Source organism: Lewinella sp. LCG006 (genome assembly GCF_040784935.1).
Taxonomy (GTDB): domain Bacteria; phylum Bacteroidota; class Bacteroidia; order Chitinophagales; family Saprospiraceae; genus Lewinella.
In genome coordinates this window covers 2,790,605-2,817,594 of record NZ_CP160680.1, presented here as the reverse complement: position 1 = coordinate 2,817,594, position 26,990 = coordinate 2,790,605, and the positions used below count along the sequence as shown (strand labels likewise).

The following is a 26,990-nucleotide window of genomic DNA, read 5'->3' as shown; positions in this document are numbered from 1 at the left end:
GAATCTCTCTACCTCGCATCTAAATCATTGAGACCATTCCTACAAAGTACCTCTCAACTCTTGCTCCCGCTCGATGGCTTCGAAGAGGGCTTTGAAATTGCCTTTGCCGAAGGAGCGTGCTCCTTTGCGTTGAATAATTTCGAAAAACATGGTCGGACGAGGCTGGATGGGCTTAGTGAAAATTTGCAGCAAATAGCCTTCGTCATCGCGGTCTACCAGGATGCCCAACTCGCGAAGTGGAGCGAGGTCTTCTTCTATTTCGCCCACCCGGTCCAGGAGGGTGTCATAATAGGTGCCCGGAACTTGTAGGAACTCAATCCCACGGCTTTGCAGCTCTTTCACCGTCCCGATGATATCATCTGTGGCGACAGCCAGGTGCTGAACGCCCGCCCCTTCGTAGAAATCCAGGTATTCTTCAATTTGCGATTTACGCAGGCCGGCAGCAGGCTCATTTATGGGGAATTTGATCCGGCCGTTACCGTTGCTCATCACCTTACTCATGAGGGCCGTGTATTCGGTAGAGATGTCCTTGTCATCGAAAGAAACGATCTGGGTAAAGCCCATGACATTGGCATAGAAATCCACCCATTTGTTCATACCTCCGAGCTCTACATTGCCCACCATGTGGTCGATGTACTGAAGGCCGATTGGTGAGGGTTGATAGCTAGACTTCCATGGCTGGTAACCGGGTAAGAATACGCCCTGATAATCCTTGCGTTCCACAAAAATGTGAACGGTTTCTCCGTAGGTATGAATTCCTGAACGCACTACTTTGCCGTGCTGATCTTCTTCGGTTACTGGTTCCAAGTAAGATTTTGCGCCGCGGCTGGTGGCCTCCTGATAAGCTGTTGTGGCATCCTCTACCCACAGCGCAACCACTTTGACCCCATCGCCATGCAGGTCAATATGCTTTCCAATAGCAGTTCCACTTTTTAATGGAGAAGTGAGCACCAGACGAATTTTTTCTTGCTGTAAAACGTAGGATTCCCGATCACGTAGACCCGTTTGTAGACCCGCGTAAGCCAAAGGCTGAAAACCCATCGCCGTTTGGTAAAAATGAGCTGCTTGCTTCGCATTACTTACGTACAACTCCACGTAATCGGTACCGAGTAGAGGCATGAAATCGGCAGCTTCCTGGTAAATCTTTTCGGGAGCGGTGGTAGTGCTAGACATAGTTGATGATTTTGGTTGGTTAGGACTGAAGTAGCAGCAAAATTAGTTGCCATGGCAAATATATTACTTTTCAAGAAGCTCTCCAACAGCAGCCTTTGAAAAAAAGCCCAACCTGCCTTAGTAATTTAGCTTCGCTGATCGTCGCAAGCTCCTCAAAGTTGACGGAAATAACTGATTCCATTTTTTCCAACGATTCGCGAATATTTTCACGCAAGCTCCTTTTAGTTGCTTGCTTAGAAAATTTTAGCGAATCAAAAATGGAATAAGTTATTTTTGATCCGTCACTTAAACAAGCAAATTCAAGGCGATACGCTATACTTTTTCCTCAGGGATATTACCTTTGAAGTCGGTGGCAATATCGGCACCAAAAAATATTCCAGTATGCTGGCTTCCTTTTTAAGCGAACACCTGATCGAAGCGGGCTGTGATGAAGCCGGGCGTGGCTGTCTTGCCGGGCCAGTATTTGCAGCAGCCGTCATTTTACCCAAAGATTTTACCCACCCCCTCCTGAATGACTCGAAGCAGCTGAGTGAAAAGAAACGTTACGCGGCTCGGGAAGTCGTAGAGAAAGAAGCCCTGGCTTGGGCCGTAGCCCAGGTAGACCCCGCTGAGATTGACGAAATCAATATCCTGCGTGCCTCTTTTGTAGCCATGCACCGGGCACTGGACCAGTTGACGATCCGCCCCGAGCAGCTCCTGATTGACGGAAATCGATTCCACCCTTATCGGGAGACGCCTCACCATACCATCATCAAGGGAGACGGTAAATACTTATCCATCGCAGCGGCCAGTATTCTGGCCAAGACCTACCGCGACGACTACATGCTGCGCATCCACGAAGACTTTCCCCATTATCGCTGGGATAGCAACAAAGGTTACCCCGCCAAAGTACACCGGGAAGCCATTGCCAAACACGGACCCAGCCCCTACCACCGGATGTCGTTTCGGCTTTTGCCGGATAGTAGCCAGGGGAGTTTGTTTTGAGGAGCGTAAGCAAGCGAAGCAATGCTACAGCCCTAAATTATCCTCAAGTTTGTACGGTGACTCCGGGAGGATAAGGGTGTTCCTGACTAGCAACTTTGACCTTCACTTGCAGGCCCATGCTGATTTGAAGGTGTTGCTGCAACTTTTCTTCATAGGCTTGGTCTTCGCTTTCTGTTTCCAACCATAACAAGAGGGTGTGCTTCGCTGGCTGGCGAATGAACTCATAAGCGCGTGTCCAGAAAACGGGATCATATTGCGCATATCGGCTATTTTGAATCAGGCGATTTAGCAATCGGTACCACCACTTCCGTTGATAATACAGATGAACGGCCCGGATGGCCCTTAGGGTATGCTCATACTTGCTCACCACGGTTGCAGCCAATTCCTCCGCTGATTTCAGCGGAGCTTCGTAGATGCCGCCTGCTCGAACACGAGTGCGATAGTTTTTTACTTCCATCAGGTAAAGGTGACCTCCTCCCTCGGGGTTGAGGACTAAAAAATCGAGTCCTTTCAAGCCGAGTCCACTCAGGTTTTTATAGAAACGGTGGTTATCGTATTCCTTTACCACCCAGTGCTCTGGGAAGTAGAACAGGAGATCACTTTCTATAAAAGGCTGTTGACGCATAATTTAAGGACGGAAAAAACCGACGCTGCCACCTACCCATACTTTGCCCTGGTTGTAGCGGACACCCACCATCTCTCCCTTACTGAGGCGAACGAGGTTATTGACCAGCTGCGGGCGTTCAGCTCCCCGTTCCCAGAGCAGCATCATTCGTACTTCGGCTTTTGCGGGTACATCCGGGGTGGGTACTACCGGAGCATATTCGACCTTGCGCTGGAGGATATAATTTTGGGGATCCTTGATCGCTTCCAGGTCAAAGCGGTTGATGTTGATAATGACGCCTTTACCGGCAAAGGAGTAGAGCGGTTTGAGGACATAATTATGCAAATCCTGAGGATATTCCTCCAGCTCACTGAGCAAAAAAGCTTTGGGTGAATAAGGACTATCGATCAGCGGCAGGGTGTGCTTGCTGATGCGAAAAAACCAGTTGGGGTGCCCTACCCACTCTACCTCCGCGTCATCGGTAAGGTAAAACTGGCGAGGAAGGTCATCACGAAGGATGAGCTCATCAAAGATGACACGATTGAAGATGCGCTCAATCCGAATTCTGCGGCCCTCTTTTTCATAATAAAGCTTGGTCCCTTCTTTTATGACTTTACTGACACAAACCGCTTCAATACCGATCCATTTTTTGGCGACATAAAAGTCGATAGCCGTTACCTGTTTTTCTGGTTCTATTTCGAGAAGGATCACATTCTCCGGGTCGTGATCCCCAACGATAATCTCCCGCAATTTTTCGCGATACCCCTCGGCATCCAGTCCGCCAAAGCGGTGCGCAAATTCATCGGAAATACCAAAGTACTTGCGGTAGCGCTCAGCAACTGCCTCCTGAAAGAAATACAAGGAAGGAAAGCCCTGCGCTTCGATCAATTGAGGGACAATGCTTCCATCCTCTGCTCGGCACAAACCAAAATCCATCTGTAAGAAGGTGGTATGCGGCGTTTCGTTAGGAACAACTTGTCCTGCCAACAGTGCCGAAGCCGATAGATCGCGGAAATTAGGCTGTACAATGACATCCGTGATGTCTTCACAAGCTTGGATCAGGTGGTTTTTCAACGCACGGTCGATAAAGATGGGCGTTTCGGCGATGCGAAAGGGCGGCCGATGGCCAAAGGTTTCGGCTACATCGTCTACCAGTGCCTGGTATTTTTCTTGGGTAAAATCACGATTGTATTGTTCTCTAATGCTAGGGATCATATCTTTTTCTGCTTCTTTGCTCTGAAATATTGGAATAAGCTCTCAAGTAGTAAGAATAAGAAAAATTAAGCATCTTCGTAACAGAATCGAAAAAATTAAATCATTTTCATGGAAACGCCCGAGGCCAACCGCCAACTGGCCACACTGCTCAGCCAGGATTTCGACATTACCCAAGAAGGAGAAGCATCGGAAGAAGATCTCCTCCGAATGCTCGTTGACCATCTCGACTTCCTCATCGACAATCGCATGGAATGGCTGCTGAGCCTAATGTACCGAATGGATATTGACGAAGCAAAAGTGCAAGCCGCCCTGCTTCCTACAGCTATCGAACCCGCCAATATTGGCCTGGCACGGCTGATTCTGGAGCGCCAAAAGCGCAGGGTCTTCACCAAACAACATTACCGCCCGGAGGACTTGGGAGAAGAATGGGAGTGGTGAGTAGAGCCTTTGGTAGAGGAGATTTCTGGTAGAGGGTAGAGGGATACTGATGGCAAAGTCTAGCTAACCGTTTCACGGAGAATAGAAATGAAAACATTACGACTGCTATTAACATTTTACCGATCGTTTGTAATCTTTAGCTTAATTATAACTATCGCTTGTTCAAGCATCATGTACCGATGGGGTATTGAGACCTTCACTGCTTTATTTTGGTTCAAAATAGCCACTTTAGCAATAACCTATTATTTTGTAAATGACTCAAAAAACGCTGAATTCACCTATTACCAGAACTTGGGATTGTCGAGACGGTATTTGTGGCTAGGTACAATTACTTTTGATTTCCTATTCTTTTTGACCACAATAATGATAACCCTCAAGATCAGATGAAAAACCTACTAGAAGTTGATGGTGTTATCTTGGAATTTGGTACTAAACGAATTCTACAAGATGTATACTTGAAGTGTGAAACAGGCGAAATCACTGGGCTATTAGGTAGGAATGGAACAGGTAAATCAAGTCTCTTCAAGATTTTATTCGGAGCATTAACCGCAAATTCTCAATCAGTGAGAATAAATAAAAACACACTGATTAGTTCAAACCGTTCCCCTAAGTACATTAGGTACTTACCTCAACATCATTTTGCACCTGACTTCTTCACCGTAAAAAGACTTTGCAAAGACTTTGAAGTTGACTTCTCTGATTTAACAAGCACCTTCCCTGAATTCGAGAAAGATTACAAATCAAAATTAGCAACCTTATCATCGGGCCAAAGACGGATTATTGAAATCTTTATCATACTGACATCATCTACAAAATTCTGTCTATTGGATGAACCGTTCTCGCAAGTAATGCCCATTCATGTAAATTCGATAAAGCAACTAATCTTACGTGAAAAAACGAATAAAGGAATAATAATAACGGACCACCTGTATGAGCATATTATTGACTCATGTGACCGTCTGTACGTCATTAGTGATGGAAAGACCTATTTGACAAACAGTGCTAATGATTTAGCAACCCTGGGTTATACCCGAAGTTGGTATAGACCGCCTGGCTAGTCGGACAGGGGTTGAGAGCAGGGGTCCAGGTGATAGAGCTGTGTTTGCGGATAAAGTGTTGTTTTGGGGAGGGTTGTCCTCCTCCGGCCTTCGGCCACCTCCTCCGAAGGAGGACATGGGCACTTGTTAGCTGGTGGTATCGTGTTTGCGGATAAAGTGTTGTTTTGGGAAGGACATAAGTCCCGCCTATAGCTTATTCAGATACCAGTCTTCCTGGTTGGCATTGAAAGGAGAGAGGACCAGCTCATCCATTTGGAGGTACTTAATCAAGAATGCCTGAACGTCTCCTTTCGCGCTGTGCAAGATCAATGTATTGCCCATCAGCGACCAACGCCCCGTATGTAGGTCGTAGCGATCATTGGTAACTTCCGTGATCAGGTAAGTACCATTGGTCTTGAAGGCTAAAAAAGGTTCTTCTCCGTAAAATCCTTTCTGCCAATCGCCGGTCAGTGAACGGGTAAGCGTGGCATCATAGCGCAAAGGCACCATGACCAACTCACCGGTGGCAAAATCCTTCAGGACAATACGTTCCTGATCACAATGAGGTGTGAGGGTATAGTGCTTGACCTCAGGGCCAACCATTACTTTGAGGATAAGTTCTTTTTCCGTCGTTTGGAGATCCCAGCCGCCTTGCTGAAGTAATTGAGCGGTCTCGTCAAAGACCAACAAGGTTCCGTCGGAGGCAAATTCCCATTGCTCGCCCGTGGTGACGGACCAGGCGGAAGCCGTCAGCTGCTCTTCGAGGCAACGGCTTAGGTCAGCTAATTCGGAATTATTGGCAAATAGCAGAGAGGTCGAGCACGTAAAAATCAGGATACAACAGGTGATGTAAGTTTTCATAGTCTTATTGGGTGATTCAAACTAAAGACGAGTTGAAATAGTGCTTGGTTGCAATTTTTGCTCATCTTTCGCCGCAAAGATGGGGCTATTCGCCGCAATATTCCCCCTTCTGAAAAGTGAAATGTTTGTTAACTTTGATGCCCATTTTGCGCTTTAGTGCAAAGACAAAAATAAAGTTAGGTAAAGCATTCAGCCCCCTTCTTTATCCTTGCACCTACGGGGTGCTTAGCAATATAATTTTGGCTTTTTTTCACTAGGTTTTTCGGAAACTTTATAAGATGTTGGTAAAAACCCGCGGTATTGTCTTTCGTACCCACAAATACGGCGAATCCAGCCTGATTGTGGAGATGTACACCGAGCAGAAGGGTTTGCGCAAGTACATCATCAGTGGGGTCCGTTCCGCCAAGGCTCGTACCCAAGCCAGTTTGCTGCAAGTCATGACCTTGTTGGAAATTGTCGCCTACGAACGGGATGATCGTGACCTAAACCGCCTTAAAGAAATCCAACCTGCTTACATCTACGACTCGATTCCGTTTGACGTCCGCAAAGGTGCAGTGGGCTTGTTCATGGTAGAAGTAGCACGTAAAGCCATCCGGGAGCGCGAAGAGAACCAGCCATTATTTCGGTTTTTATTTGAGCGTTTTGCGGGCTTGGATGCTACACAGGAAGGCGTGGCCAATTACCATCTGGCTTTTCTTTTAGAATTGTCGTCTTATCTAGGCTTCTCACCGGCCGGGGAATACAATACAGCTACTCCTTTTTTTGATCTTGAAGCCGGCGAATTTGTAGCACTCCCCCCAGCCCATACTCGGTATTTGGTGGATGAAACGGCGCTGGCTTTTTACGAAATGCTGCATCATTCCGCGCCAAAATCGCATCTACTCCGCCTGGATCGAGAAGTGCGCCAAAAGTTACTCAACGAACTCATTCGCTATTTCCAGCTTCATCTGGAAGGGATGGGCGAGGTGAATGCCCACCTTATTTTGCGAGAGGTTTTTTAGTGCGAGTCCCGTAATTCTGAACCATATAAGCCCTTATAAGATCATTTAAGCTACTGGATCAAGAAAGAACAATTTATATGAACTTATATAGTTCAAAAAACCTAGTGCGCCTCCAACCAATTTTCGCCGGTGCCAATTTCTACCAGAATAGGGACTTTCAGGCCGGGCAGAGCGTTCTTCATGTTTTCTTCAATGACGGGTTTGATGCGCTCCAGCTCATCGCGGCGGACATCGAAGACGAGTTCATCGTGTACCTGGAGGATCATTTTCGACTGGAATCCCTGTGCCTTCAAGGCCGCCTGAACGTTTAGCATCGCCAGCTTGATCATATCGGCGGCCGTACCCTGAATGGGAGTGTTGATCGCCATCCGCTCGGCATTACTGCGGGCGAGGGAGCTCTTGCTGTTGATGTCCCGCAACTGACGGCGGCGACCGAGAAGGGTCGTCACAAAGCCGTTTTCGCGGGCAAACTTCACGGTGTCTTCCATGTAGCGTTTCAGACCGGGGTAGCGGTCAAAATAGGTGTCGATCAACTCCTTGGCTTCACCTCGGCTGATGCCCAGTTGCTGGCTAAGATTCTGCGAACCCGCACCGTAAATGATGGCAAAATTGACCGTCTTGGCTTTCCCGCGCTGCTCGCGATCGACTTCCTCGTAAGGGGTATCAAAGACGCGGGCGGCAGTAGCCCGGTGAATATCGCGCCCGCTCTGGAAGGCCTCCAGCATGGCTTCGTCGCCACTGATTTCGGCGATCAGCCGCAATTCTATCTGACTGTAATCCGCCGCTACCAGAATGTGGTCTTTATCGCGGGGCACAAAAGCCTTGCGGACTTTGCGGCCCTCTTCTGTTCGGATAGGGATATTCTGTAGGTTGGGATCTTTGGAGCTTAAACGGCCCGTAGCGGCTACGGTTTGGTTGAACGAGCTGTGGATACGGCCCGTTTTAGGGTTGATCAATTTAGGCAGCGAATCCAGGTAAGTCGAGCGTAATTTCGTCAGGCCTCGGTGCCGCAGGATATCCGCCGCAATCGGGTAGTTCTCTGCTATTTCGCTCATCTTCTCCTCGTCGGTAGAGTGCTGCCCCGATTTGGTTTTCTTCCAGCGGTAAGGTATTTTCATGTGCTCAAAAAGCACTTCACCCACCTGCTTTGGCGAGGCCAGATTAAAGGGTACGCCTGCTTCTTTTTGGATCTGGTCTTCGAGCGCTACAATTTCGTGTGCCAGTTCTTCTGAGTAGGCCGCCAAAAAATCGGCGTCGACTTTAATGCCTTCAAACTCTATTTCCGCCAAGGTTCTCACCAATGGCCCTTCGATTTTATGGTAAAGCTCTTCAATCTTGGGTTCTTCGGCCAGTTGCGGTGCCAATGCCTGGTGTAGCTGCAAGGTTATATCAGCATCTTCGCAAGCATAGTCCACTACCTGCTCTACCGGCACACTGCGCATGGTTTTTTGGTTCTTCCCGGCCTTACCGATCAGTTCCGTTATAGACACCGGTTTGTATTCCAACATCGTTTCCGCCAGGTAGTCCATGTTGTGGCGGCGTTCGGGTTCCAGCAAATAGTGCATCACCATGGTGTCCAGCAATGCCCCCTTTACCTCCACTTGGTACCAGCGGAGAATGAGCATATCGTACTTGATATTCTGCCCGATTTTGGCGATGTTTTCTGCTTCAAACAAAGGGCGGAAGCGTTCCACAATCTCCTGGGCCTTCTTTTGGTCAGCAGGCACGGGCACATACCAGGCGGTACCTACCTCTACCGCGAAAGACATTCCTACCAGTTCGGCTTCGTTGGCATTCACGCTGGTCGTTTCGGTATCAAAACAGACGGTCGCTGCCTTGAGTAATTTGGCCAACAGCCCCTCCTGTTCCGCTACCGTTGCTACCAGATGGTAATGGTGCTCGGTGGTGGCGATGTTTTTGGTGGCAATGTCGTGCTTTGCCAATCCAGAATCCGGACTCACAAAGGCTTCCGTAGCAAAAAGACTGCCCTGCTGCCCTGCCATGGGCTTTTCTTCCTCCTGCCCCAGGATGCTATTAGCGAGCCCTCGAAACTCCAGTTCTTTAAAAATCTCCGATAGCCATTCACGATCGAAGGGATCCAGAACATAATCGTCGGCATTGAACTGGATAGGTACATCCAGCTTGATGCGTGCGAGTTGCTTACTCAGGATAGCCAAGTCGCGGTTTTCTTCTACTTTCTCTTTCTGCTTACCTTTCAGTTGATCGGTGTTTTCCAGCAGGTTCTCCAACGATCCAAAGGTCTTCAATAGTTTGGCGGCTGTTTTGGGACCGATCCCCGGGATTCCGGGAATATTGTCCACCGCATCACCCTGCATACCCAGCATATCGATCACCTGGTCCACACTGTCGATGTCCCACTTCTCACAGATCTCCGGCACCCCAAGGATCTCTATCCCATCGCCCTGTCGCGAGGGTTTGTACATGAATATATTTTCGGATACCAGCTGTCCGTAATCCTTATCTGGCGTCACCATATACACCTGATAGCCTTCTTTTTCGGCCTGCTTGGCCAAGGTACCGATCACGTCATCCGCCTCGTAGTTATCCACCACAATAATCGGAATCTTGAAGGCCTGCAAAATCTGGTGGATATAGGGAAACGAAGCGCGAATATCATCGGGCTGCTCCTCGCGATTGGCCTTGTAGCTTTCCATCATCTCGTGGCGGAAGGTCGGCCCAGAAGGGTCAAACGCTACCGCCAGGTGCGTCGGTTGTTGGTTCTTCATCAAATCCCACAGGGTACGAGTAAAACCAGTAATTGCGGAAGTATTAAAACCCTTGGAATTGATCAGCGGCCGATTGATGAACGCAAAGTGTGCGCGGTAAACCAGCGCGTGACCATCGAGAAGAAACAAACGTTTATCAGACATGTAAGCTTGAATTGTGAGTGGTAAAGATAAAAGAAATGAGGCGAAAAGTATACCGATCTTGAAGTGGTTTCACTTCGTTTTCAGGATAAGGCCGCCGCATTGAACCAGCCGGATGTTTTAGGGTTAGAACAGTAAAGAAAACTATGACCCTCGAAATATTGGTTCGTTACCTGCACTTTATCGGCATCTTCACCTGGGTCAGTGCGCTGGTCTTGCAGTGGTTCCTCGTCCGGCCGGTTTTGCGCCGCCAGCAGATCCAGCAGCTCGCCAGGATCGATGCCGTCTATGGGCTCAGCGCCATTGTGGTGGTAGGTATGGGGCTTACCTTATGGTTCGGTTTAGGCAAGCCGGCCGAGTACTATTCCCTCAATCCGGTCTTTCACGCCAAGGTGGGGCTGGCCGTCATCGTAGGGCTCCTCTCCATCTACCCTACCGTCTTCTTTGCCCGCCACCGCAAGGGCGACGATCCTATCGCCGAAATCGCTGTACCCGCCCGTATCCGTCAGGTGATTACACTAGAGTTGTTGATTATGTTGGTGATTCCCTTTCTGGCTACGCTGATGGCGGCGGGGGTGGGGAGGTGACTTCGGGTGTCGCGCAGACCTGCCTGCCAGCAAGCTGGCCTTGCAGGCAGGGATGCGGAGACGCGGAGATTTTTTTAATAAGTACTTCCAGGAAGGTGCATCTTGAACATTCCTTAGCACTCTTATTCAGCCTACCCTCCATGTGGTCTCAGAGTTGATTGGTTCTGCATTTCCCCCAAAAGAACTACCTCCGAATGCCAGATTCACGTAGCATCACCTAAGTAATCGGTGTTATTCTTGCTACTAGCACCATCAAAATGTGTCCCGCTGGAGGGACCGATCCACAGGATCGAGGGAGGGCTGCCCTCGCTATTTGGGCTCACCACCCTGCCTGCCGTACCGTCGGCAGGCAGGCCCCGTCACTGCGTGACACCCCCTACAAAGGGGGACAGTAGAGATCCTTTTAATTTGACACGAACTTGAACGCATTTAGAACCAATCATTTCTGCGCTTGTTGTCGGGCTGGCTCCCACCCCTGGCTGATGGGGGTCCCAAAATTTAACAGTTCTCCTACCTAATCGTATGATCGCAATGGTACGATTGGCCCAGCAGGGGACTCCACTCCGAATATCAATTTATCATGCGAAATTTCATTTTGATTGACTTCCTCAGGGTTATAGAAGTTGATATACCTAACTCATCTACCACTGCTCCATTCAAACTTGATGGCGAATAGGCTGTCCAACCAATCGCATTATTAAGATTCCAGTTAGATGGTAAAACACTTCTTATTCCATCCACATTTTCAGATATTTCAATCAACTCTCCTAAACGATTTCCTGCTAATAAGGATATCCCCTTGGCTTTCCTTTCACCTTGTTCTAACAGCTTTTTTGTAAGAACATATTCGTAATCAATACTTTCATCCTGCCTAACTTCTAACAATGTTCCTTGTACATTATAAAATTGCCTAAGCGCTAAAACAAATTCCTTGAGCAAATTTTCAGTGTAGAATTTTACAAAAACCACCTCTTCGTTGAAAGAATCACCGGCTATGCTAATCGATAAATTATTATCACTAAACGCTGAAGAGACCTCTCCTCCTTGGTCAGCAATCAAACGCTCCAAAGCATCCTTCTGAATGCTTTTCATTCCCTCATTAATTTCTTCTGCCAGATATATTTCGCTCAAATACGTCTCGTCTAAAATTCTGACCATATAGGTAAATTCTGACCCTTCAATAACAAGTGTATCAGTTACAACAACCTCAATCGTTTTATCAGTTTGAGCGCCGATGGTAGAGGATATTAAACTGAACAAACAGAGATAAAATAACCACCTCATATGGATTTGTTTTTTATGATTTATTAATAGCGGGCTGAAGCCCGCGCAACCTGTTTTAACTCTCAAATCGCCACCACCCCCCAATCCTGCAAGGCTTCCTGCGTCTTTTGCCAATCGCGGCTCAGGCCCAGGCAGTAGCCTCCGCCGCCAGCGCCGCAGATCTTAAGAAGGTAGTGATCGCTGGCCAGGCCTTCTTGCCAGATGTCGCTGACAGTGGGTAGTACCATCGGCGGAAGATGATCGATTTGAAACTGGCTGATCTGGCCAAAATGTTGCCACAATTCAATGAACTGACCTTTGAGCAAGGCGTCGATAGCGGCATCATTGGGTGCTATCCACTCTGCGCAGACCGCAGCACGGAAATCCGTTTCGGCATCAAAACGCTGCGTGAAATAGGCTACCAATGGAGCTGTTTCTCGTGCTTTGCCAGTATCGAGTAAGAACAGTTGCCACCCCAGCGGCAAAGATGGAATCGTCTCGCGTTGGAAATCACCATCGGGGAATAGCTGTAGCGCTTGTTGCAAATAGATAATTAAAGGATCGGTTCCAGAACTGGTGCCATGGAAGAAAGCCTCCATTCTGGCGAAGAAAACCTTCGCTCCTTCCTTAGCCAATTGTGCTTCGCCCTGTGGTGTAGCGTAGGTAGTGTACACCGCCACACACACCGCGCCGGAGCTTCCCAGGCCATACCCCACCGGAATATCGGAAGCCAGATAACGGCCAGCAGCCAGGTCTTGTCGAAATCGGACTATCTCAAATGCTCCCGGAAATTGTTCCTCTAGGTAGGTAGCCATTTCCGCCAAGCCAGTTTGCTGTTCGGGTGTTCCGCCAGCTTTCCATTCACTGTGTCGCGCCCAGAGCGGTGCCGCCAGGGCACGGGAGCCCCGCAGTATGGTCTGCTCTCCAAAAAGCAGCACTTTGGCTGGGATTTTCTTGTGCATCATCAATTTATTTGGAGCAACCAGGGGGATAGCGGTGCTACCTATGTGTTATGCACCCCATTCAGTGTGGTACACCTCGCCGTTGCCTTCTAATCGCTCGTAGGTGTGGGCGCCAAAATAATCGCGTTGGGCTTGAACCAGGTTCAGGGGCAGGCGTGGCGCTCGCAATGATTCAAAATAATGCAACGCACTGCTGAGCGCGAGCAGCGGAATACCGTTTTGGGTAGCCGTTTCTACCACTGCCCGCACAGAAGGGAGCAATGTTTTTAGGCGCCCCCGAAATACCGAAGAGGCGATCAGGTTTTCTAATGCTGGCTGGGCTGCAAAGGCCTGACGAATATCCTCCAGGATCTCCGCCCGGATGATACAACCACCCCGCCAGATTTTAGCCGTTTCGGAGAGGTTGAGTTCAAGCTTCATTTCTTTGCTGGCTACAGCCAAAAGATGGAGGCCTTGTGCGTAGGTGAGAATAAAACTAAAGAGCAGTGCGTGCTCCAATTGGATAGCGAAAGTGGTTTTGTTCGCAATACGCTCGGTAGGGAAAGACCCGTATTTATTTGCCGCTTCCTGACGAAACTCCCAAAAAGAAGAAAGTCCCCGCATGGTGACGGCCGCATCTATCGTGGGCACAGGCACGCCCAAATCCATCGCCGACTGGGAAGTCCACTTACCCGTTCCTTTTTGTTTGGCCTTGTCCAAGATGGCATCTATCAGGTCGCCTTCGGATTTATCATCTTTTTGTCCGAAAATTGTGGCGGTTATTTCGATGAGGAAAGACTGCAAAGGCCCTTGGTTCCACTGCGTAAAAGTCTCGTGGATTTCCTCGTTAGAAAAACCTCCGATTCGGCGCAGGAGGTCGTAAGTTTCAGCAATCAGCTGCATCATGCCGTACTCAATGCCGTTGTGCACCATCTTCACGTAGTGTCCAGCGGCGCCTTTACCCATGTAGGCTACGCAAGGTTCGCGGTCTACCTTTGCGGATACCGCTTCGAGGATGGGCTGTACCTCTTCCCAAGCCGAAAAATCGCCACCAGGCATAATACTGGGCCCGCGGCGAGCACCTTCTTCACCTCCCGAAACACCTACCCCCAAGAATCTTATCCCCTTAGCGTTGAGGCTTTCGGCTCGTCGGGCCGTATCGTTGTAGTGCGAATTTCCACCATCAATAATCAGGTCGCCCTGATCGAGATGAGGTAATAGACCTTCAATAACTTTATCCACAATGTTTCCTGCTGGAACGAGCAACATGATTCGTCGGGGTGTTTTCAGCATTTCTAAAAATTCCGCTTGACTTGTAGTTGCTTTCATTTTGCGAGAACTGGCGGCCTCGTTTAAGGAGGCTACTTTTTCGGCGTCAAGGTCAAGTCCTGCGGCCGAAAAGCCTTTATCAGCAACGTTCAATAAAAAATTACGGCCCATCGTGCCCAGGCCAATCATTCCGAAATCGTATTGCATGGATGTTATTGTTAGGTCCATCCCAACTTTTATTAAAGTTGAGCGGTTTGAAAAAGAGTGTGCTTACATTTGTTTCTTTACGTCTCTTTGACAAAAGTAAGGGAATATTTCTGCGATTTATCGCTACCCCAACTGAAAAACGATCCCTGGCCTCAACAAGTTTAGGCGCGGATAAAAAATAAGTATTTCAATTACTTGATCGAACTTCCGGGAAAAACGCCATTTTTGCACCATCCTTAATCATCCTTATTGTATGACTCCTCATATCTTCGTTATTTTTGGCGCCTCTGGTGATCTTACTGCCAGAAAATTAATCCCGGCTTTTTATCATCTGTATGAAGGTGGCTACTTGCCCGAAAATTTCGCCCTTCTGGGGGTAAGCAGAACAGAACTGTCGGATGAAGATTTTCGTAACAAAGTTGTTTACGAAAGTAGCTATCTCCCCAAAGACTTAGCCCAGGAGAAAAAAAATATTTTCGCTAAAATGCTTTTTTATCAAGCTATTGACACTTCTGAGGAAGCAGAATATGGCAAGGTAAAAGCACGGCTAACAGAACTGGATGAGGCGGTTGGAACCAAAGGGGATTACATCTTTTATCTTTCTACTCCACCAAAGCTATACACCACCATTCCGGCCTATTTGGCTACTCATGGTTTAAATAAAGGAGGCGATCGTTTTCGTCGTCTAGTGATTGAAAAACCATTTGGGTACGATGCTAAATCGGCGAGCGAGCTGAACAACCACCTTTTGCAGTTTTTTCCCGAAGATCAAATCTATCGTATTGATCACTACCTGGGCAAAGAGACGGTACAAAACCTCTTGGTTACCCGCTTTGCCAACGGCATTTTCGAACCCCTCTGGAACCGTAATTACATTGAGAACGTACAAATCACCTCCGCCGAGCCCATGGGTGTAGGTAGCCGGGGTGGCTACTACGATGATTCCGGGGCCTTGCGGGATATGATCCAGAACCACCTCTTGCAAGTCGTTGCGCATATCGCCATGGAGCCACCTGTTTCGGCAGCAGCCTTTGCTATTCGCAACGAAAAACTCAAGCTGTTTCAATCACTCCGTCCGATTGCTCCCGAGGAGGTTGAGCGTTACGTAGTGCGTGGCCAGTATACAGCCTCTGAAATCAAAGGAAATACCACCGTAGGCTACCGGGAAGAAGAGGGCGTACCCAGTGATTCTCGCACCGAGACCTTTGTGGCGATGAAGTTTTTTATCGACAACTGGCGTTGGGCCGATGTGCCGTTTTATGTGCGCACGGGCAAGTGTCTGCCAACCAAAGTTTCGGAAGTAGTGATCACCTTCAAACAATCGCCACAGCGACTATTCCGCAGTGAAGAGACCTTTAGTGATCCTTACAACCAGCTTATTATCCGCATCCAACCTCACGAAGGATTGGCCCTGAAATTCGGAATGAAAATCCCTGGGCAAGGCTTCCGCGTGAAGGACGTCAATATGGATTTTCACTACGCTGACCTGACGGATGCCGACGTGCCCGAAGCTTACGAGCGCCTCATCCTGGATTGTATCCGCGGTGATGCTACGCTCTATTCTTTAGGTGAAAGCGTAGAAGCCGCCTGGACTTTTGTCGACCCCATTTTGAAAGCCTGGGAAGCTAATGAAAGCAAGCTCTTTGGTTATCCGGCTGGTACCTGGGGGCCTAAAGAAGCCGATAATCTTTTTGACAATGGCACTCGTTGGCGAAACCCCTGCAAAAACCTGACGGACATGGGGGATTTTTGTGAGCTGTAGGGGGGGCAAGCTCCGTAGTCGGGTGTAAAACCCGACGCTGAGGAGCAACAACCAACCATGCAGTCGAGTGTAAAACCCGACGCTATGGAGCGCAACAACCAACCCAACGGCTTGGAATGCTGTCATTGTTGATGCGCAGACAGCTTCTGTGTAAGCATGAAAAATGTCAGCAAAGGTCTTATCTTTGTCGTCTTATTTCGCAAAAAAAACAAATGGAACATTCTCCCAGGTTTTTAAAATGAGCGTTCCATTTGTTTTTGTGCTGTTCTTTCATATAATCTTGCTCGCTCATGCGTAATTCAAAGCTCTTCCTCTTCGGCCTTATTTTCCTGGTATTGGGGAGTCTTATCTACTCTTCTTGTAAGCCTGATGTACCAACAACAGGTAACCCACCGCCTCGCCCGAAGGGCCCTGTGCAGGTGCCGACTTTTGATGCTGATGCGGCGTACAACGACATTGCGAAGCAGGTAAGTTTTGGCCCCAGAGTAATGGGTAGTGAAGGCCACGAAGCTACCAAGAACTGGCTGGTAGCAGAACTGAAAGCAACGGGCGCCAAGGTCATCGAGCAGAATTTCCAGGCCACCGTCTACACGGGCGAAAAATACCCGGCAACGAATATCATCGCTCAGTTCAATCCCGAGGTATCAGACCGAATTATGCTGGCGGCTCACTGGGATACGCGCCACATTGCCGATAGTCCATTGAGCACCGAGCGCGAAGGAGAGCCCATTCTGGGTGCCGATGATGGCGGTAGTGGTGTGGGCGTACTATTGCAAATTGCGCGCACTTTGGCGGCACAAAAAGTAGGCATCGGCGTAGACCTGGTGCTTTTCGATGCGGAAGATTACGGCGAGGCGGGTGGAGAACCTACGACCTACTGCCTGGGTAGCCAATACTGGTCGACCAACCGCCCGACCCCCATCAAGCCACGCTACGGCATTTTGCTAGATATGGTAGGTGCTAAAGATGCGGAATTCAAGATTGAAGGGAATAGCTGGCAGTACGCACAACCCATCGTCGAGAAAGTTTGGATACTGGCCAAGCAAATGGGCCGTAGCAACTACTTCCTCAACGAAGGCGGCCCCGGCATCACCGACGATCACTTCTTTGTGAATACCATTGCCGGCATCCCAATGATTGACATCATCAATTTGAAAGGCACAGAAGAAACCGCTTTTGGCCCTCACTGGCACACCCACAACGACGATGTAGCCATCATCGACAAAAATACCTTAAGGGCAGTAGGACAGGTGTTGCTTGCCGTTATCTACCGGGAAGACGCAGGGCAGTTGTAGTGGTGTTGACTTTCGTCAGAAAAATTAGCGGTCTCTTTTGGGGGATTATTTTTTGTGTCGCAATTCCCTCGCTACTTTTTGCACAACAAGGACAAGTGGAGGTTTGGCAAGAAGCACTCCTCCGCCTGGAAGCACTACACGAGCAAGCAGTAGATAGTGGCATTGGCAATGCTTCCGAAGAGGCCATTGCTGGCGTGGAAGAAATGCTGACTGCACCACTAGCTCCGGGGCAGCAGGCCGATATTTTCCGCTCCCAGGCTTTCCTGTTGGCCTCCAGGGTTTACCAACACCAGCATCAGCTAACAGCAGCTTTTCGTACGATCGACAGCAGCATGCAGTTGGTTCGGCGACACTTCCCTGACTACGGCCTTGCGGTTGCACCGCAAATGGATCAGTATGCCTTTTTACTCGATCTCTACACTGGCCAGTATGAGGAAGCCATTGCCTTGCGGGAACAAATTCAGCAATATTTCCAGTTGCTCCCCGTAACGGAACGGATAACTCTCCACCAAGAACTGCTCATCAACAACCTGATACGACTCGCCGACTTGAAAGACCGTACAGGGGATAAAATAGCAGCAGAAGAATTGATTCGGACAACGGCCCACATCGTCAATCACCCCGCCGTTGATCGCGAGCATTATTACCGATTTCAATTATTTCGCCTTCACTACCTCTATCATCATGGTGCTTTGAATAGTGCCCGCCAGGAGGCGGAGTATTTGCTCGGCGAAACTTCCCCGCGAAGCATCCACCCAGCACAATTGGCCGCTCTCCGTGCCTTGTACGGTAATATTCTCTATGGTCTTGGCGAACTGGAACGCGCCGAAAACTATTATTTACAAGCCCTGGCGGATTACCAACAATTAGCGGCTAGCCCATCTTTTGTCAAGGAAGAATTGTTGCGCGACTTAGCGCTTTGCTACCAGGCTCAGGGAAAATACGAAGAAGGGAAAGCACTATTAGAAGAACAGATTGCTGCGGTAAGCCCTGATGACCCCAACCGAGATTGGCGGCTTGCGGATCTTTATGCGAGCCTTTCAGGCAACTTCCTGAGCCACTTTTTAGCCGAGTCAGGTCAGCAAAGTTTATTACAGCAAGCACTTCAGGCAGATCGCCAGGCACGCCAGCATCATTATGCTTACCGCGATGGACTGCGCCATCTCCGTGATATCCAGACCAGTGCAGGACTGGAAGATTTTAGTCAAGATCTTTCGCTATCCATTTTATACGAAGCTTTTCGGCACACCCAAGAAATGACTTATTTTTTTGAAGCGCTGGAAGTCCTGGAGCAGAACAAAAACATCCAACTCCGGGCCCAGCTTCGTTCAGATCAACCCCAGGAAACACTATGGAAAAGAGTAGCGATCGACCACGAGTTGTTGCCCTCCAAGCTCCGCCAAAACCATCAAACGCTCGTTGTATTTCACCCTACAGAAGAAGCAATGTTTTTATTAGCCATAAGTGAAAAAGGCACTATTTTTAACAAAGTACCGATTACAGGAGGGCGTTTGGTAAAGTTGATAGCGGGTTTACGAAAGAAAGTCCACCAGCACCCGAGTCAGGCTGATAACCAGGACCTCCAAGCCTTCGCAAGGTTCAGTGAGGAATTGTATCAACTGCTGCTGCAACCCATTGAAGGTATTGCTACATCGCGCTTGTTGTTATTGCCGGATGGCCCTTTGGCGTACCTGCCTTTTTCGCTGCTGCTCTGCGAAAGCATTGGCGATGACAGCCCTCTGAATGACTGGCCATTTGCGGTACACCGCTACAGTTTCAATTACCAGTATACCCTGGAAAGTTACCTTCATCATAGTGCTCGCAAGTCGAGGGCTTCGCAGCAAGGCATCCTGGCTTTTGCACCAAAATTCAAAGCCGGCCAACTACGAGGAGACGGCACCCGCTCTGCTGGGACTTTGCATAAAAATGCGGAAGAAGTTAATTACCTGATGGGAAAATTCCCTTGCAATGCCTTTGTAGGTGAAGCGGCGCAGTTGGAAGCATTTAAAGCTCAGGCAGCTGATTATGCCATCCTCCATTTGGCGACCCACGCTGTAGCCAATAGCACCCGTGGCGATGATAGTTTTCTTGCTTTCGCAGAAACAGAAGCACCCGCCGATTACCAACTCCGGGTAAGCGACATTTACGAACTTCCCATTTCGGCCGACTTGGTGGTACTCAGTGCTTGCGAAACGGGCCTGGGCGAGTGGCAGATCGGCGAGGGGATAGTGGGTCTGGAACGCGCCTTCACCGCCGCTGGAGCACAGAGTCTGGTGACTACCCACTGGAAAGTAAGCGACCGGGCCTCTGCTCAACTCATGCAATATTTTTATGACTACCTCGCCGAGGGACTACCCAAAGACCAAGCCCTACAACAAGCCCAGCTACATTTTATGCGCACCAACGAAAGCTGGCTGAGTCACCCTTTCTTTTGGGCGGGTTTTGTGCAAAAAGGAAACACCTCCCCCCTGGATTTCGGGCGGAAGCAATTCTTCTGGCCGTGGGCCTGTTTTTTGCTTTTGGGCCTGGGCATAGTAAGCTATCTTTGGCAGAAATACCAGTAGCGCCATTATGCATTTAAACATAGAGATCAAAGCCCGTTGTCAGCACCAGGAAACGATTCGCCAGTTATTACAGGAAAGAGATGCCGATTTTCGGGGCACCGATCATCAGATCGACACCTATTTTATAGTTCCCAACGGGAGGCTGAAACTACGGGAAGGCAATATTGAAAACAACCTTATTCATTATCAACGTCCGGACCAAGCGGGCCCCAAAGCATCAGAAGTACATTTGTACCAACCTACTGAAAGCGAATCATTGAAGGCCCTACTACAAGCCTCTTTAGGCATCAAAGTAGTGGTAGACAAGCAGCGAGAGATCTACTTCATTGACAATGTAAAATTTCATCTCGACACCGTAAAAAGCCTGGGTACTTTTGTGGAGATAGAAGCCATCGACGAAGACGGCAGCATTGGCGCCGAACGCCTCTACGAGCAATGCCAGTTTTACCTCCGCTTATTTGCCATACAGGAAGAAGACCTCTTGCAAAACTCTTACAGCGATATGCTGCTGGAGCAATAATTATAATTCTTTTTACGCACCCACCTTCTCCAATTCCCGGTTCATCACCACCAACCAAAGTGGGGGCACCAGTGCCATGAGGATAGATGCCGGATAGCCTAATGGCAATACGGGAGCTTGTTCGTGATGATCGAGAATCTGGTATTTTTTGTTGGCCAAATAGTGGTGATCTGAATGACGGGTAAGCTCATAGAGCATGATTCGCCCCAAGTGGTAGTTGGCGTTCCAGGAGTGATGAGGTTGTACCCGCTCGTAGCGGCCATTGTCCAGGAGACGGCGCTGGAGGCCATAGTGCTCTACGTAATTGATGGATTCTAGCAATAGTACGCCGATGAGTCCTGAGGTCAATACCGCCAGGGCCAATTGCCACGAAGGCGTCAAGACAAGCACCAAAGCGATATAAATCAGTTGTTGGATGCTAAAGCGGATCATTTCGTTTTGAAAACTCCAAAAAGCAAGTTTACCTCGCTCCAGACGTTCTTTTTCCAAGTGCCAGGCACTCCCATAGGAGCCCCATAAAGAACGCAACCAGAAGGTATACACAATCTCTCCCTTACGCGCCGTAGCAGGGTCAAGAGGGGTGGCTACGTGCTTGTGATGACCACGATTGTGCTCAATGAAAAAATGTTGGTACAAGGTGGGTAAAAGTAAAATTTTCGAAAGCGCTTGCTCCATTTTATTGCTGCGGTGCCCCAATTCATGCGCTACATTGATCCCACATACCCCCAGCACGATCCCTACCGAAAGCACTTGCCCCACCAACTCGCTGGTGGTGTAGTACTGGGTGTTTAATTGGTAGATAAAAAGACCAAGAATCCCAAAAACCAGCGGCACATTAAAATACAGTAGCCAATCAAACACCTTCCTCGCCAGGCGATCATCGCGTTCCTCCTCTTGGAGATTGGACGTATCCTTAGGCAGGAATTGCTCCAACAAAGGAATCAGGCCAAAAGAAAAAATAACCGTCGCGTAAGCAGCAGATCCCCCTTTTAGCAAGCCTAAAATACAGAGCGCGGGGATGATATAAGCGGTAAGGTACTTGGCACTTTTCATGGCAAAAGATTTTAGCTGGACTCGCCCAGCAGAACATCGCTACCTTATAAAGATACAAGAAAAATTATTTTTTCAAGCGATCCAAACCTTCCCGTGCCTGCACATAATCGGGTGCTAGCCTGACAGTATGCTCGTAATCTTGAATAGCCTGTTGGGTGTTTCCCATTACCTCCGAGGCATACCCCCGATAGTAGTAAGCCGCTGCGTAAAGGGGAGCATTTTCGATGGCCATGGTAAAATGTTGGTAAGCTTGCGGAATAGAGTCCAGCTCAAGCAAAACGAGCCCTGCATTGTAATAGCTTTTCTCGTCCATTGGTGCCTTGCGAATGGCTATTTTGTACAATTCGAGTGCCGCCTGTGGATTGTCTTGATCCCAGAGGTATTCTGCTTTTGCGCTTAGCGCAATGGTACTGCTACTGTCGACCTCAATGGCATTGTCAAAGAAAGCTTCGGCCAGGTTGCCGTCAATACTAGCGTGCAATTGTCCGAGCTTGATCCAGGTATCCAGCATTTCGGGATCAATTTCTGAAGATTCCTGAAAAGCGTTGATCGCCCGATTGATGTCGCCCATTTCTTCAAAATTCTTCCCCATGAAGAAAAAGGCAAGGGCGTTCTGCGGATCAATCCGCAACACCTTATCGATGGACGCTAAGGAGGCCTGGTTCATTTTTAGAAAAAGCTGAATCTCACTGAGTTTCAACCAGGAATCAATATCTTCCGGCGCGATGGCTACCGCCCGTTCCATGGTTTGCAGTGCCAGGCGAGAACGGAAATAATCGAGATAGATATCCGTCAACAGATGGTGGTAATCAATATTGACGGAGTCTAGGGAAAGCGCTGCGGTCATATCCGCGATGGCTTGATCATAGCTGTTTTTTTCGTAAAAAATCTCAGCCCTCAAAGCATACAGCTCGGCGTTGTTGGGATCTTGCGCCAAGCGCTGGCTTACCTGATCGATTTCATCATCGCCAGAAAGCACCGGACCGTCGGCGTCCTGGTCAGCAGGATGATCGTTGCCGCAGGCCGTCAAAAAAAATATTGTCGTAAGGATGCTCGTCGCGAACAGTAGGAATGTTATCTTTCTCATGCCACAAATTTACAGCTTAATGCTTGCTTATACTTGCCAAACCAAGCATAAAAACCTTCTTTTGTGTGTATTAATAAATAAAGTGTCTCTGCCATTGTGTGAGACCGTACTTTTTTAGGGTAAGCTGTCATTATCTACTCAAAATTCATCCTCCATGAACCTGATTGGCCATCTTTTGAAAATCATTATCCTTTTCCCTTTCTGGGTGATGACTACTGGCTGCACCTCACCCAGCATAGACGCCGCAACAGAAGAACAAACGGCAGCTGCCGAACCCACTGATGCGACGACGACTTCTGCCGCGACAAATACGCCCCAGGAAAGAACAGCCGCTCCCGTAGCCACACCAGATACCGTCGTCTTACCTGCTACCCTTCAGAAAATCGCGCAAGCCGAAGGCGACCTCAACAAAGATGGCCAACCAGAGCTCATGCTCGTGGTAGACGATTTACAATCGGCTGGCGACTTTGGTACTTCTCGAAGGATACAAATTTACCGTCTGGAAAATGGCCAGTGGCAACGCTGGGACGAATTCCGCGGCGGCATCCTCAGCAGTGAGTCTGGCGGCATGATGGGCGATCCCTTCGAAGCCATTACCATCGAACGCGGGACGATTGTTATCGAGCATTTTGGCGGCAGTCGTTATAAGTGGCGTTACACCCACCGATTCCGTTACCAAAACGGTCGTTGGGAGCTGATTGGGGCAACCACCCTTTACGGCACACCATGCGAATATTGGAAAACCTACGATTATAATTTATCCACCGGCACAGTGGAAGTAACCGAAGTCTTGGAAGACTGCGATACGGAAAAAGAAACCACCAATAAATTTTCTTTCAAGCATTCGATCAAGCCGCTACCCGAATTGCACGGATTCGAACCCGGCGCAACCGCCGTCCCTATGCCGAAAGGAAAGGAAGATTTTTATTTTTAAGAATCCCCGGCCATACGGACAATTTTTGGGTAAAATTCACCGATGACATCCACCAGGTCACGCTGATTGGCCATGACGGTATGGATGTCCTTGTAGGCCATTGGTGCTTCATCCAGGCCACCACCGATGAGGGTGACGCCTTGCTGCTCCAGGTACTTTTTGACCTCACTGCCCGTGAGGCTGCGCTTTGCCTGAGAGCGCGACATCAATCGACCTGCGCCGTGAGAAGCGGATTGCAATGACTGGAAATTGCCTTTGCCACGCACGATAAACCCTGGGGCCGTCATGGAACCCGGAATGATGCCCAGCACGCCTTTTCCGGCAGGTGTAGCTCCTTTGCGATGCACAATGACTTCCTGTCCATTGGCCAATTTTTCCTTCCACGCAAAGTTGTGGTGGTTCTCAACGCGGGCCAGTGGTTTTTCACCGAGGGCTTTTGCCAAACGGCGGTGAATATGATCGTGGCAAGCAGAGGCATAGTCACCGGCCAGGTTCATGGCCGCCCAGTATTCGTGCCCTGCTTCGGAGTCGAGCGTCAGCCAGGCGAGATGACGGGCTTCTTTTGGCAGCCGACATTTTTGCATCGCGATCTTGGTGTAGTGCTGCGCAATTTTTGCCCCCATCCCGCGGGAACCAGAATGCGAAAGTACGGCCAGGTACTCCCCTATCGGTAAGCCAAACTCGTTGTTTTCATCCGTGAGGCGGGCGACACCAAATTCTACGAAGTGGTTGCCTCCCCCGGAAGAACCGATCTGTTGGTAAGCCTTGTCCCGATTTTCGCGGGCAATTTTCACATACTTGAATTCATCGCGGCTGAAGATAGGATCATCCATCGGATGTTCGAACGTTTCCAAACCAAAGCGAGAATGCTCTCCCAGCAGGTTTTTGAATTTATCTCTTTCTCCTTCCAGACGCTGTGTTGGAATATCATAGAGACTCAGACACATGCGGCAACCAATATCTACGCCAACACCGTAAGGGATCACGCTGTTTTCGGTAGCCAATACGCCGCCGATAGGCAGGCCATACCCCTGATGAGCATCAGGCATCAAGGCGCCCTGTACCGTCACGGGCAGACGCATGGCGGTAAACATTTGATCCTTGGCACCGATCTCGATGTGGTCTTCTCCGAACACGGGAAAGTCCTGAGCGTTTTGCGCCAGCTTGTATTGCCCACCTTCGGCAGTAACTTCCTGTTCCTGGAGGAATTCCTTGGCAATGCGTCCCCAACCTTCTACTTCGCGGAAAGCTTCAGGGCGAAGCCGTACCTGCTCCAACATCTTGAGGGCCCACTCGTGCGGCTCGCGACGAAAATGCTCGTAGACCACGTTGATCGCCAGACCAATGATCTTTCCTTCTTCGTATCCAATCTTGCGCAGTTCTTTACCGCGTAACTTCAACTTTGCCATGAGTATAATAATAATTCGACCTAAGATACAGTCTCGGCGTTAAACAAGTTCCCCTCCTTTTTATTTATAAATAAACTTCTCAAGTTTCGTATGAAACAACATAGTAAACAACCGGGTATTGGTGTAGACGGCTGTAAGGCGGGCTGGCTGCGGGTTGTTTTTGATGGACAAACGGCAGCCATGACCTTGTGCCAGAAGCTGGAAGAGGTTGCTTCGCAAACGGCAGAGGCGGCTATTTTTATTGATATGCCCATTGGGTTTGTCAAGGCGGGCGCAGCGGGGCGAGCGTGTGACCAAGCTGCTCGTCGCTACCTAAGTCCACTGCGCCACAGCAGTGTTTTTACGCCACCTTGCCGGGCGGCGGTATACGCCGAAAAGGAGACCGCCAGCGAACTAAATTTCCGTCACACAGGTAAAAAGCTTTCGCAACAATCACTCAATATCATTCCTAAAATGCGGGCCTTGGATGATTTTTTGCAAACACAAAACCCAAAGGAACAAGGCCGCTGGTACGAAGCTCATCCGGAAATTATCTTTGCTACTTTCAACGAGGAGCAACCCTTGATACACAAAAAAAAGACCCGTGACGGGGAAGCACAGCGCTTGGCATTGCTGCAACCTTACTTCCCCAGCCTTATGGATTGGTACGCCACTGCGCGCAATCGTTATCTCCGTAAGGAAGTCTTGCCCGACGATATTATTGATGCGCTAGGCTTGGCCGTAGCAGCCTTTTTGGCGAACCAGCAACAGGCTGAAATGATTTTCTTTCCTGCGGAAGCGGAATACGATGAGACGGGCTTGCGGATGCAGATGGTGGGAGTGAGGGTGGAAGGGTGTAAAAGTGTAAGGGTAGGCTACAATCTGGCGTGATATACATGTTACGGTTTTCAGTTTGAATTCACGCCCCCTGCGGCAAGCCTATGGCGAACGAAGGGAAGTCATAAAAAGGAATTCAGTTAGTTTATTACAAATGATGCAATCATAAGGGTAAATTTGGTGTAATGACTAAGAAAACATACTCCAAACAACTATGCATAAATCAATAAACATAATAGCTCTGATAGGTCTACTACTGACAACAATGAGCTTATCTGTAAATGCTCAAAGTGAAGTTGATCCTATTTATGAGAGAACGAATGAAGCATTAAATCTCTATCAAGAAAGTGGAGATATCGATATACTCTTCGCAATTGGCTACTCTCTTCCTGAAGGAATATATATTACAAATTCTTCCCGAACAGGGCACCTCGACTATGATCTAATACGTCCACCTCGGACAGAATTATACATAAGATGGATCAGTGAATTACTTCTACTCGGAAGAAAGATCAACTACAGCCCATTAAGTTATGATCCCAATGATCCTCGAAATCTTTGTCAGGATACCAATAGTGCGATATTTGTCGATCCTCCTCCTGGGTATTTAGAGCAAGTAGAGCTCTACAAGAAGAATTGCCGAATTAAAAATTATCATACAAGGTATTTTTCTACAATGGAGCTTTTCAATTGTTTCTACAAAAGAGCCTTCTCAAAACAGGGAAAAAAGCGTGCTGACTTACTCGCAATAGCTCAAGCTTGGTGTGAGAAAAATATTGATGACCCGACATTACAGGCAGATATTTTAGAAATTGTTCGACGGGAAGTAAGAAGTAGAAAATGTCCGCGATAATAAATTGGCAAGCTTAATGGTGTTAAACAACGCTGGGATATGATCGAATCGGAGACTTGTTCTGTTCGAGTCAAAACCACTGTATTCCTGGCGGGTGTAAGGGTGGTTGCTGTTAATTCCGACTTCCGATGGCCTTTTCGCGTAAGACAAACACGAGTTCACTGGCAATACGGGCGGAATTGGGGACGTAGGCACAGCCAACGCCGAACGCCGGAGAGCACCGTTGGTA

The 26,990-nt window shown here is 48.7% G+C and carries 23 protein-coding genes; 12 read left to right on the top strand and 11 right to left on the bottom strand.

All coding sequences use genetic code 11. The features are described from left to right. Window positions 1-39: 39 nt before the first annotated feature. Window positions 40-1,173 (bottom strand): 4-hydroxyphenylpyruvate dioxygenase, encoded by a 1,134-nt coding sequence (hppD, locus tag AB0L18_RS09990; protein ID WP_367392444.1) that lies wholly within the window; start codon window positions 1,171-1,173, stop codon window positions 40-42. A 381-nt stretch (window positions 1,174-1,554) separates the two neighbouring features. Between hppD and AB0L18_RS09985 the strand changes: the two genes are divergently transcribed. Beyond that, entirely contained in the window at window positions 1,555-2,157 is a 603-nt protein-coding gene (locus tag AB0L18_RS09985; protein ID WP_367393142.1) for a ribonuclease HII, read from the top strand. 43 nt (window positions 2,158-2,200) lie between these two features. Here AB0L18_RS09985 and AB0L18_RS09980 read toward each other — a convergent pair whose 3' ends face one another. After that, entirely contained in the window at window positions 2,201-2,782 is a 582-nt protein-coding gene (locus tag AB0L18_RS09980) for a hypothetical protein (RefSeq protein WP_367392443.1), read from the bottom strand. 3 nt (window positions 2,783-2,785) lie between these two features. Then, on the bottom strand, window positions 2,786-3,976 hold the full coding sequence (locus AB0L18_RS09975; protein WP_367392442.1) for a hypothetical protein: 1,191 nt from the start codon (window positions 3,974-3,976) through the stop codon (window positions 2,786-2,788). A 108-nt stretch (window positions 3,977-4,084) separates the two neighbouring features. On the opposite strand from AB0L18_RS09975, the gene AB0L18_RS09970 reads away from it, so the two are divergent. Then, on the top strand, window positions 4,085-4,414 hold the full coding sequence (locus AB0L18_RS09970) for a hypothetical protein (protein ID WP_367392441.1): 330 nt from the start codon (window positions 4,085-4,087) through the stop codon (window positions 4,412-4,414). 383 nt (window positions 4,415-4,797) lie between these two features. Continuing rightward, window positions 4,798-5,472, top strand: a complete 675-nt coding sequence (locus tag AB0L18_RS09965; RefSeq protein WP_367392440.1) for an ATP-binding cassette domain-containing protein — start codon at window positions 4,798-4,800, stop codon at window positions 5,470-5,472. Window positions 5,473-5,658: 186 nt separating this feature from the next. On the opposite strand, the gene AB0L18_RS09960 is transcribed toward AB0L18_RS09965, so the two are convergent. Further along, window positions 5,659-6,312, bottom strand: a complete 654-nt coding sequence (locus tag AB0L18_RS09960) for a hypothetical protein (protein ID WP_367392439.1) — start codon at window positions 6,310-6,312, stop codon at window positions 5,659-5,661. Between the two features lie 278 nt (window positions 6,313-6,590). Between AB0L18_RS09960 and recO the strand changes: the two genes are divergently transcribed. Then, window positions 6,591-7,313: a DNA repair protein RecO gene (gene recO / locus AB0L18_RS09955; RefSeq protein ID WP_367392438.1), complete on the top strand. Its 723-nt coding sequence runs from the start codon at window positions 6,591-6,593 to the stop codon at window positions 7,311-7,313. Window positions 7,314-7,414: 101 nt separating this feature from the next. Here the strand turns inward: recO and polA are convergent, their stop codons facing one another. Next, the gene (gene polA / locus AB0L18_RS09950; protein WP_367392437.1) at window positions 7,415-10,204 is read right to left on the bottom strand and encodes a DNA polymerase I; all 2,790 of its coding nucleotides are present in this window, start codon (window positions 10,202-10,204) and stop codon (window positions 7,415-7,417) included. Window positions 10,205-10,347: 143 nt separating this feature from the next. On the opposite strand from polA, the gene AB0L18_RS09945 reads away from it, so the two are divergent. Further along, window positions 10,348-10,788 carry a DUF2214 family protein gene (locus AB0L18_RS09945; protein WP_367392436.1) on the top strand — a complete coding sequence of 147 codons (441 nt, stop codon included), beginning with the start codon at window positions 10,348-10,350 and terminating at the stop codon, window positions 10,786-10,788. Between the two features lie 570 nt (window positions 10,789-11,358). On the opposite strand, the gene AB0L18_RS09940 is transcribed toward AB0L18_RS09945, so the two are convergent. The 3 genes from AB0L18_RS09940 to gndA form a co-directional block, all read right to left on the bottom strand. Further along, window positions 11,359-12,072, bottom strand: a complete 714-nt coding sequence (locus tag AB0L18_RS09940; RefSeq protein ID WP_367392435.1) for a hypothetical protein — start codon at window positions 12,070-12,072, stop codon at window positions 11,359-11,361. A 62-nt stretch (window positions 12,073-12,134) separates the two neighbouring features. Further along, entirely contained in the window at window positions 12,135-13,016 is an 882-nt protein-coding gene (locus tag AB0L18_RS09935) for a mevalonate kinase (RefSeq protein WP_367392434.1), read from the bottom strand. Between the two features lie 45 nt (window positions 13,017-13,061). After that, entirely contained in the window at window positions 13,062-14,468 is a 1,407-nt protein-coding gene (gene gndA, locus AB0L18_RS09930; protein ID WP_367392433.1) for an NADP-dependent phosphogluconate dehydrogenase, read from the bottom strand. A 253-nt stretch (window positions 14,469-14,721) separates the two neighbouring features. Between gndA and zwf the strand changes: the two genes are divergently transcribed. The 4 genes from zwf to AB0L18_RS09910 all read left to right on the top strand — a co-directional run bounded on the left by zwf (window position 14,722) and on the right by AB0L18_RS09910 (window position 20,609). Continuing rightward, the gene (gene zwf, locus AB0L18_RS09925; protein ID WP_367392432.1) at window positions 14,722-16,230 is read left to right on the top strand and encodes a glucose-6-phosphate dehydrogenase; all 1,509 of its coding nucleotides are present in this window, start codon (window positions 14,722-14,724) and stop codon (window positions 16,228-16,230) included. 290 nt (window positions 16,231-16,520) lie between these two features. Continuing rightward, window positions 16,521-17,525, top strand: coding sequence for a M28 family peptidase (locus tag AB0L18_RS09920; protein ID WP_367392431.1), 1,005 nt, complete (start codon window positions 16,521-16,523; stop codon window positions 17,523-17,525). Between the two features lie 95 nt (window positions 17,526-17,620). Further along, a complete protein-coding gene (locus AB0L18_RS09915; protein WP_367392430.1) occupies window positions 17,621-20,089 on the top strand; it encodes a CHAT domain-containing protein in 2,469 nt (822 codons plus the stop codon). Between the two features lie 7 nt (window positions 20,090-20,096). Continuing rightward, on the top strand, window positions 20,097-20,609 hold the full coding sequence (locus tag AB0L18_RS09910) for a class IV adenylate cyclase (RefSeq protein WP_367392429.1): 513 nt from the start codon (window positions 20,097-20,099) through the stop codon (window positions 20,607-20,609). Between the two features lie 12 nt (window positions 20,610-20,621). On the opposite strand, the gene AB0L18_RS09905 is transcribed toward AB0L18_RS09910, so the two are convergent. Both AB0L18_RS09905 and AB0L18_RS09900 read right to left on the bottom strand, forming a co-directional pair. Then, complete coding sequence (locus AB0L18_RS09905; RefSeq protein ID WP_367392428.1) at window positions 20,622-21,662, bottom strand: alkane 1-monooxygenase; 1,041 nt, start codon at window positions 21,660-21,662, stop codon at window positions 20,622-20,624. A gap of 64 nt (window positions 21,663-21,726) precedes the next feature. Then, window positions 21,727-22,749 (bottom strand): tetratricopeptide repeat protein, encoded by a 1,023-nt coding sequence (locus tag AB0L18_RS09900; protein ID WP_367392427.1) that lies wholly within the window; start codon window positions 22,747-22,749, stop codon window positions 21,727-21,729. A gap of 154 nt (window positions 22,750-22,903) precedes the next feature. Here AB0L18_RS09900 and AB0L18_RS09895 point away from each other — a divergent pair, with 154 nt between their 5' ends. After that, the gene (locus AB0L18_RS09895; RefSeq protein ID WP_367392426.1) at window positions 22,904-23,683 is read left to right on the top strand and encodes a hypothetical protein; all 780 of its coding nucleotides are present in this window, start codon (window positions 22,904-22,906) and stop codon (window positions 23,681-23,683) included. Here AB0L18_RS09895 and AB0L18_RS09890 read toward each other — a convergent pair. After that, window positions 23,680-25,092 (bottom strand): RtcB family protein, encoded by a 1,413-nt coding sequence (locus AB0L18_RS09890; protein ID WP_367392425.1) that lies wholly within the window; start codon window positions 25,090-25,092, stop codon window positions 23,680-23,682. The two genes, AB0L18_RS09895 and AB0L18_RS09890, sit on opposite strands and share 4 nt — an antisense overlap. Window positions 25,093-25,182: 90 nt before the next feature. On the opposite strand from AB0L18_RS09890, the gene AB0L18_RS09885 reads away from it, so the two are divergent. Further along, window positions 25,183-25,962 carry a DUF429 domain-containing protein gene (locus tag AB0L18_RS09885; RefSeq protein WP_367392424.1) on the top strand — a complete coding sequence of 260 codons (780 nt, stop codon included), beginning with the start codon at window positions 25,183-25,185 and terminating at the stop codon, window positions 25,960-25,962. Between the two features lie 160 nt (window positions 25,963-26,122). Continuing rightward, a complete protein-coding gene (locus AB0L18_RS09880) occupies window positions 26,123-26,761 on the top strand; it encodes a hypothetical protein (protein ID WP_367392423.1) in 639 nt (212 codons plus the stop codon). Window positions 26,762-26,990 lie beyond the last annotated feature (229 nt).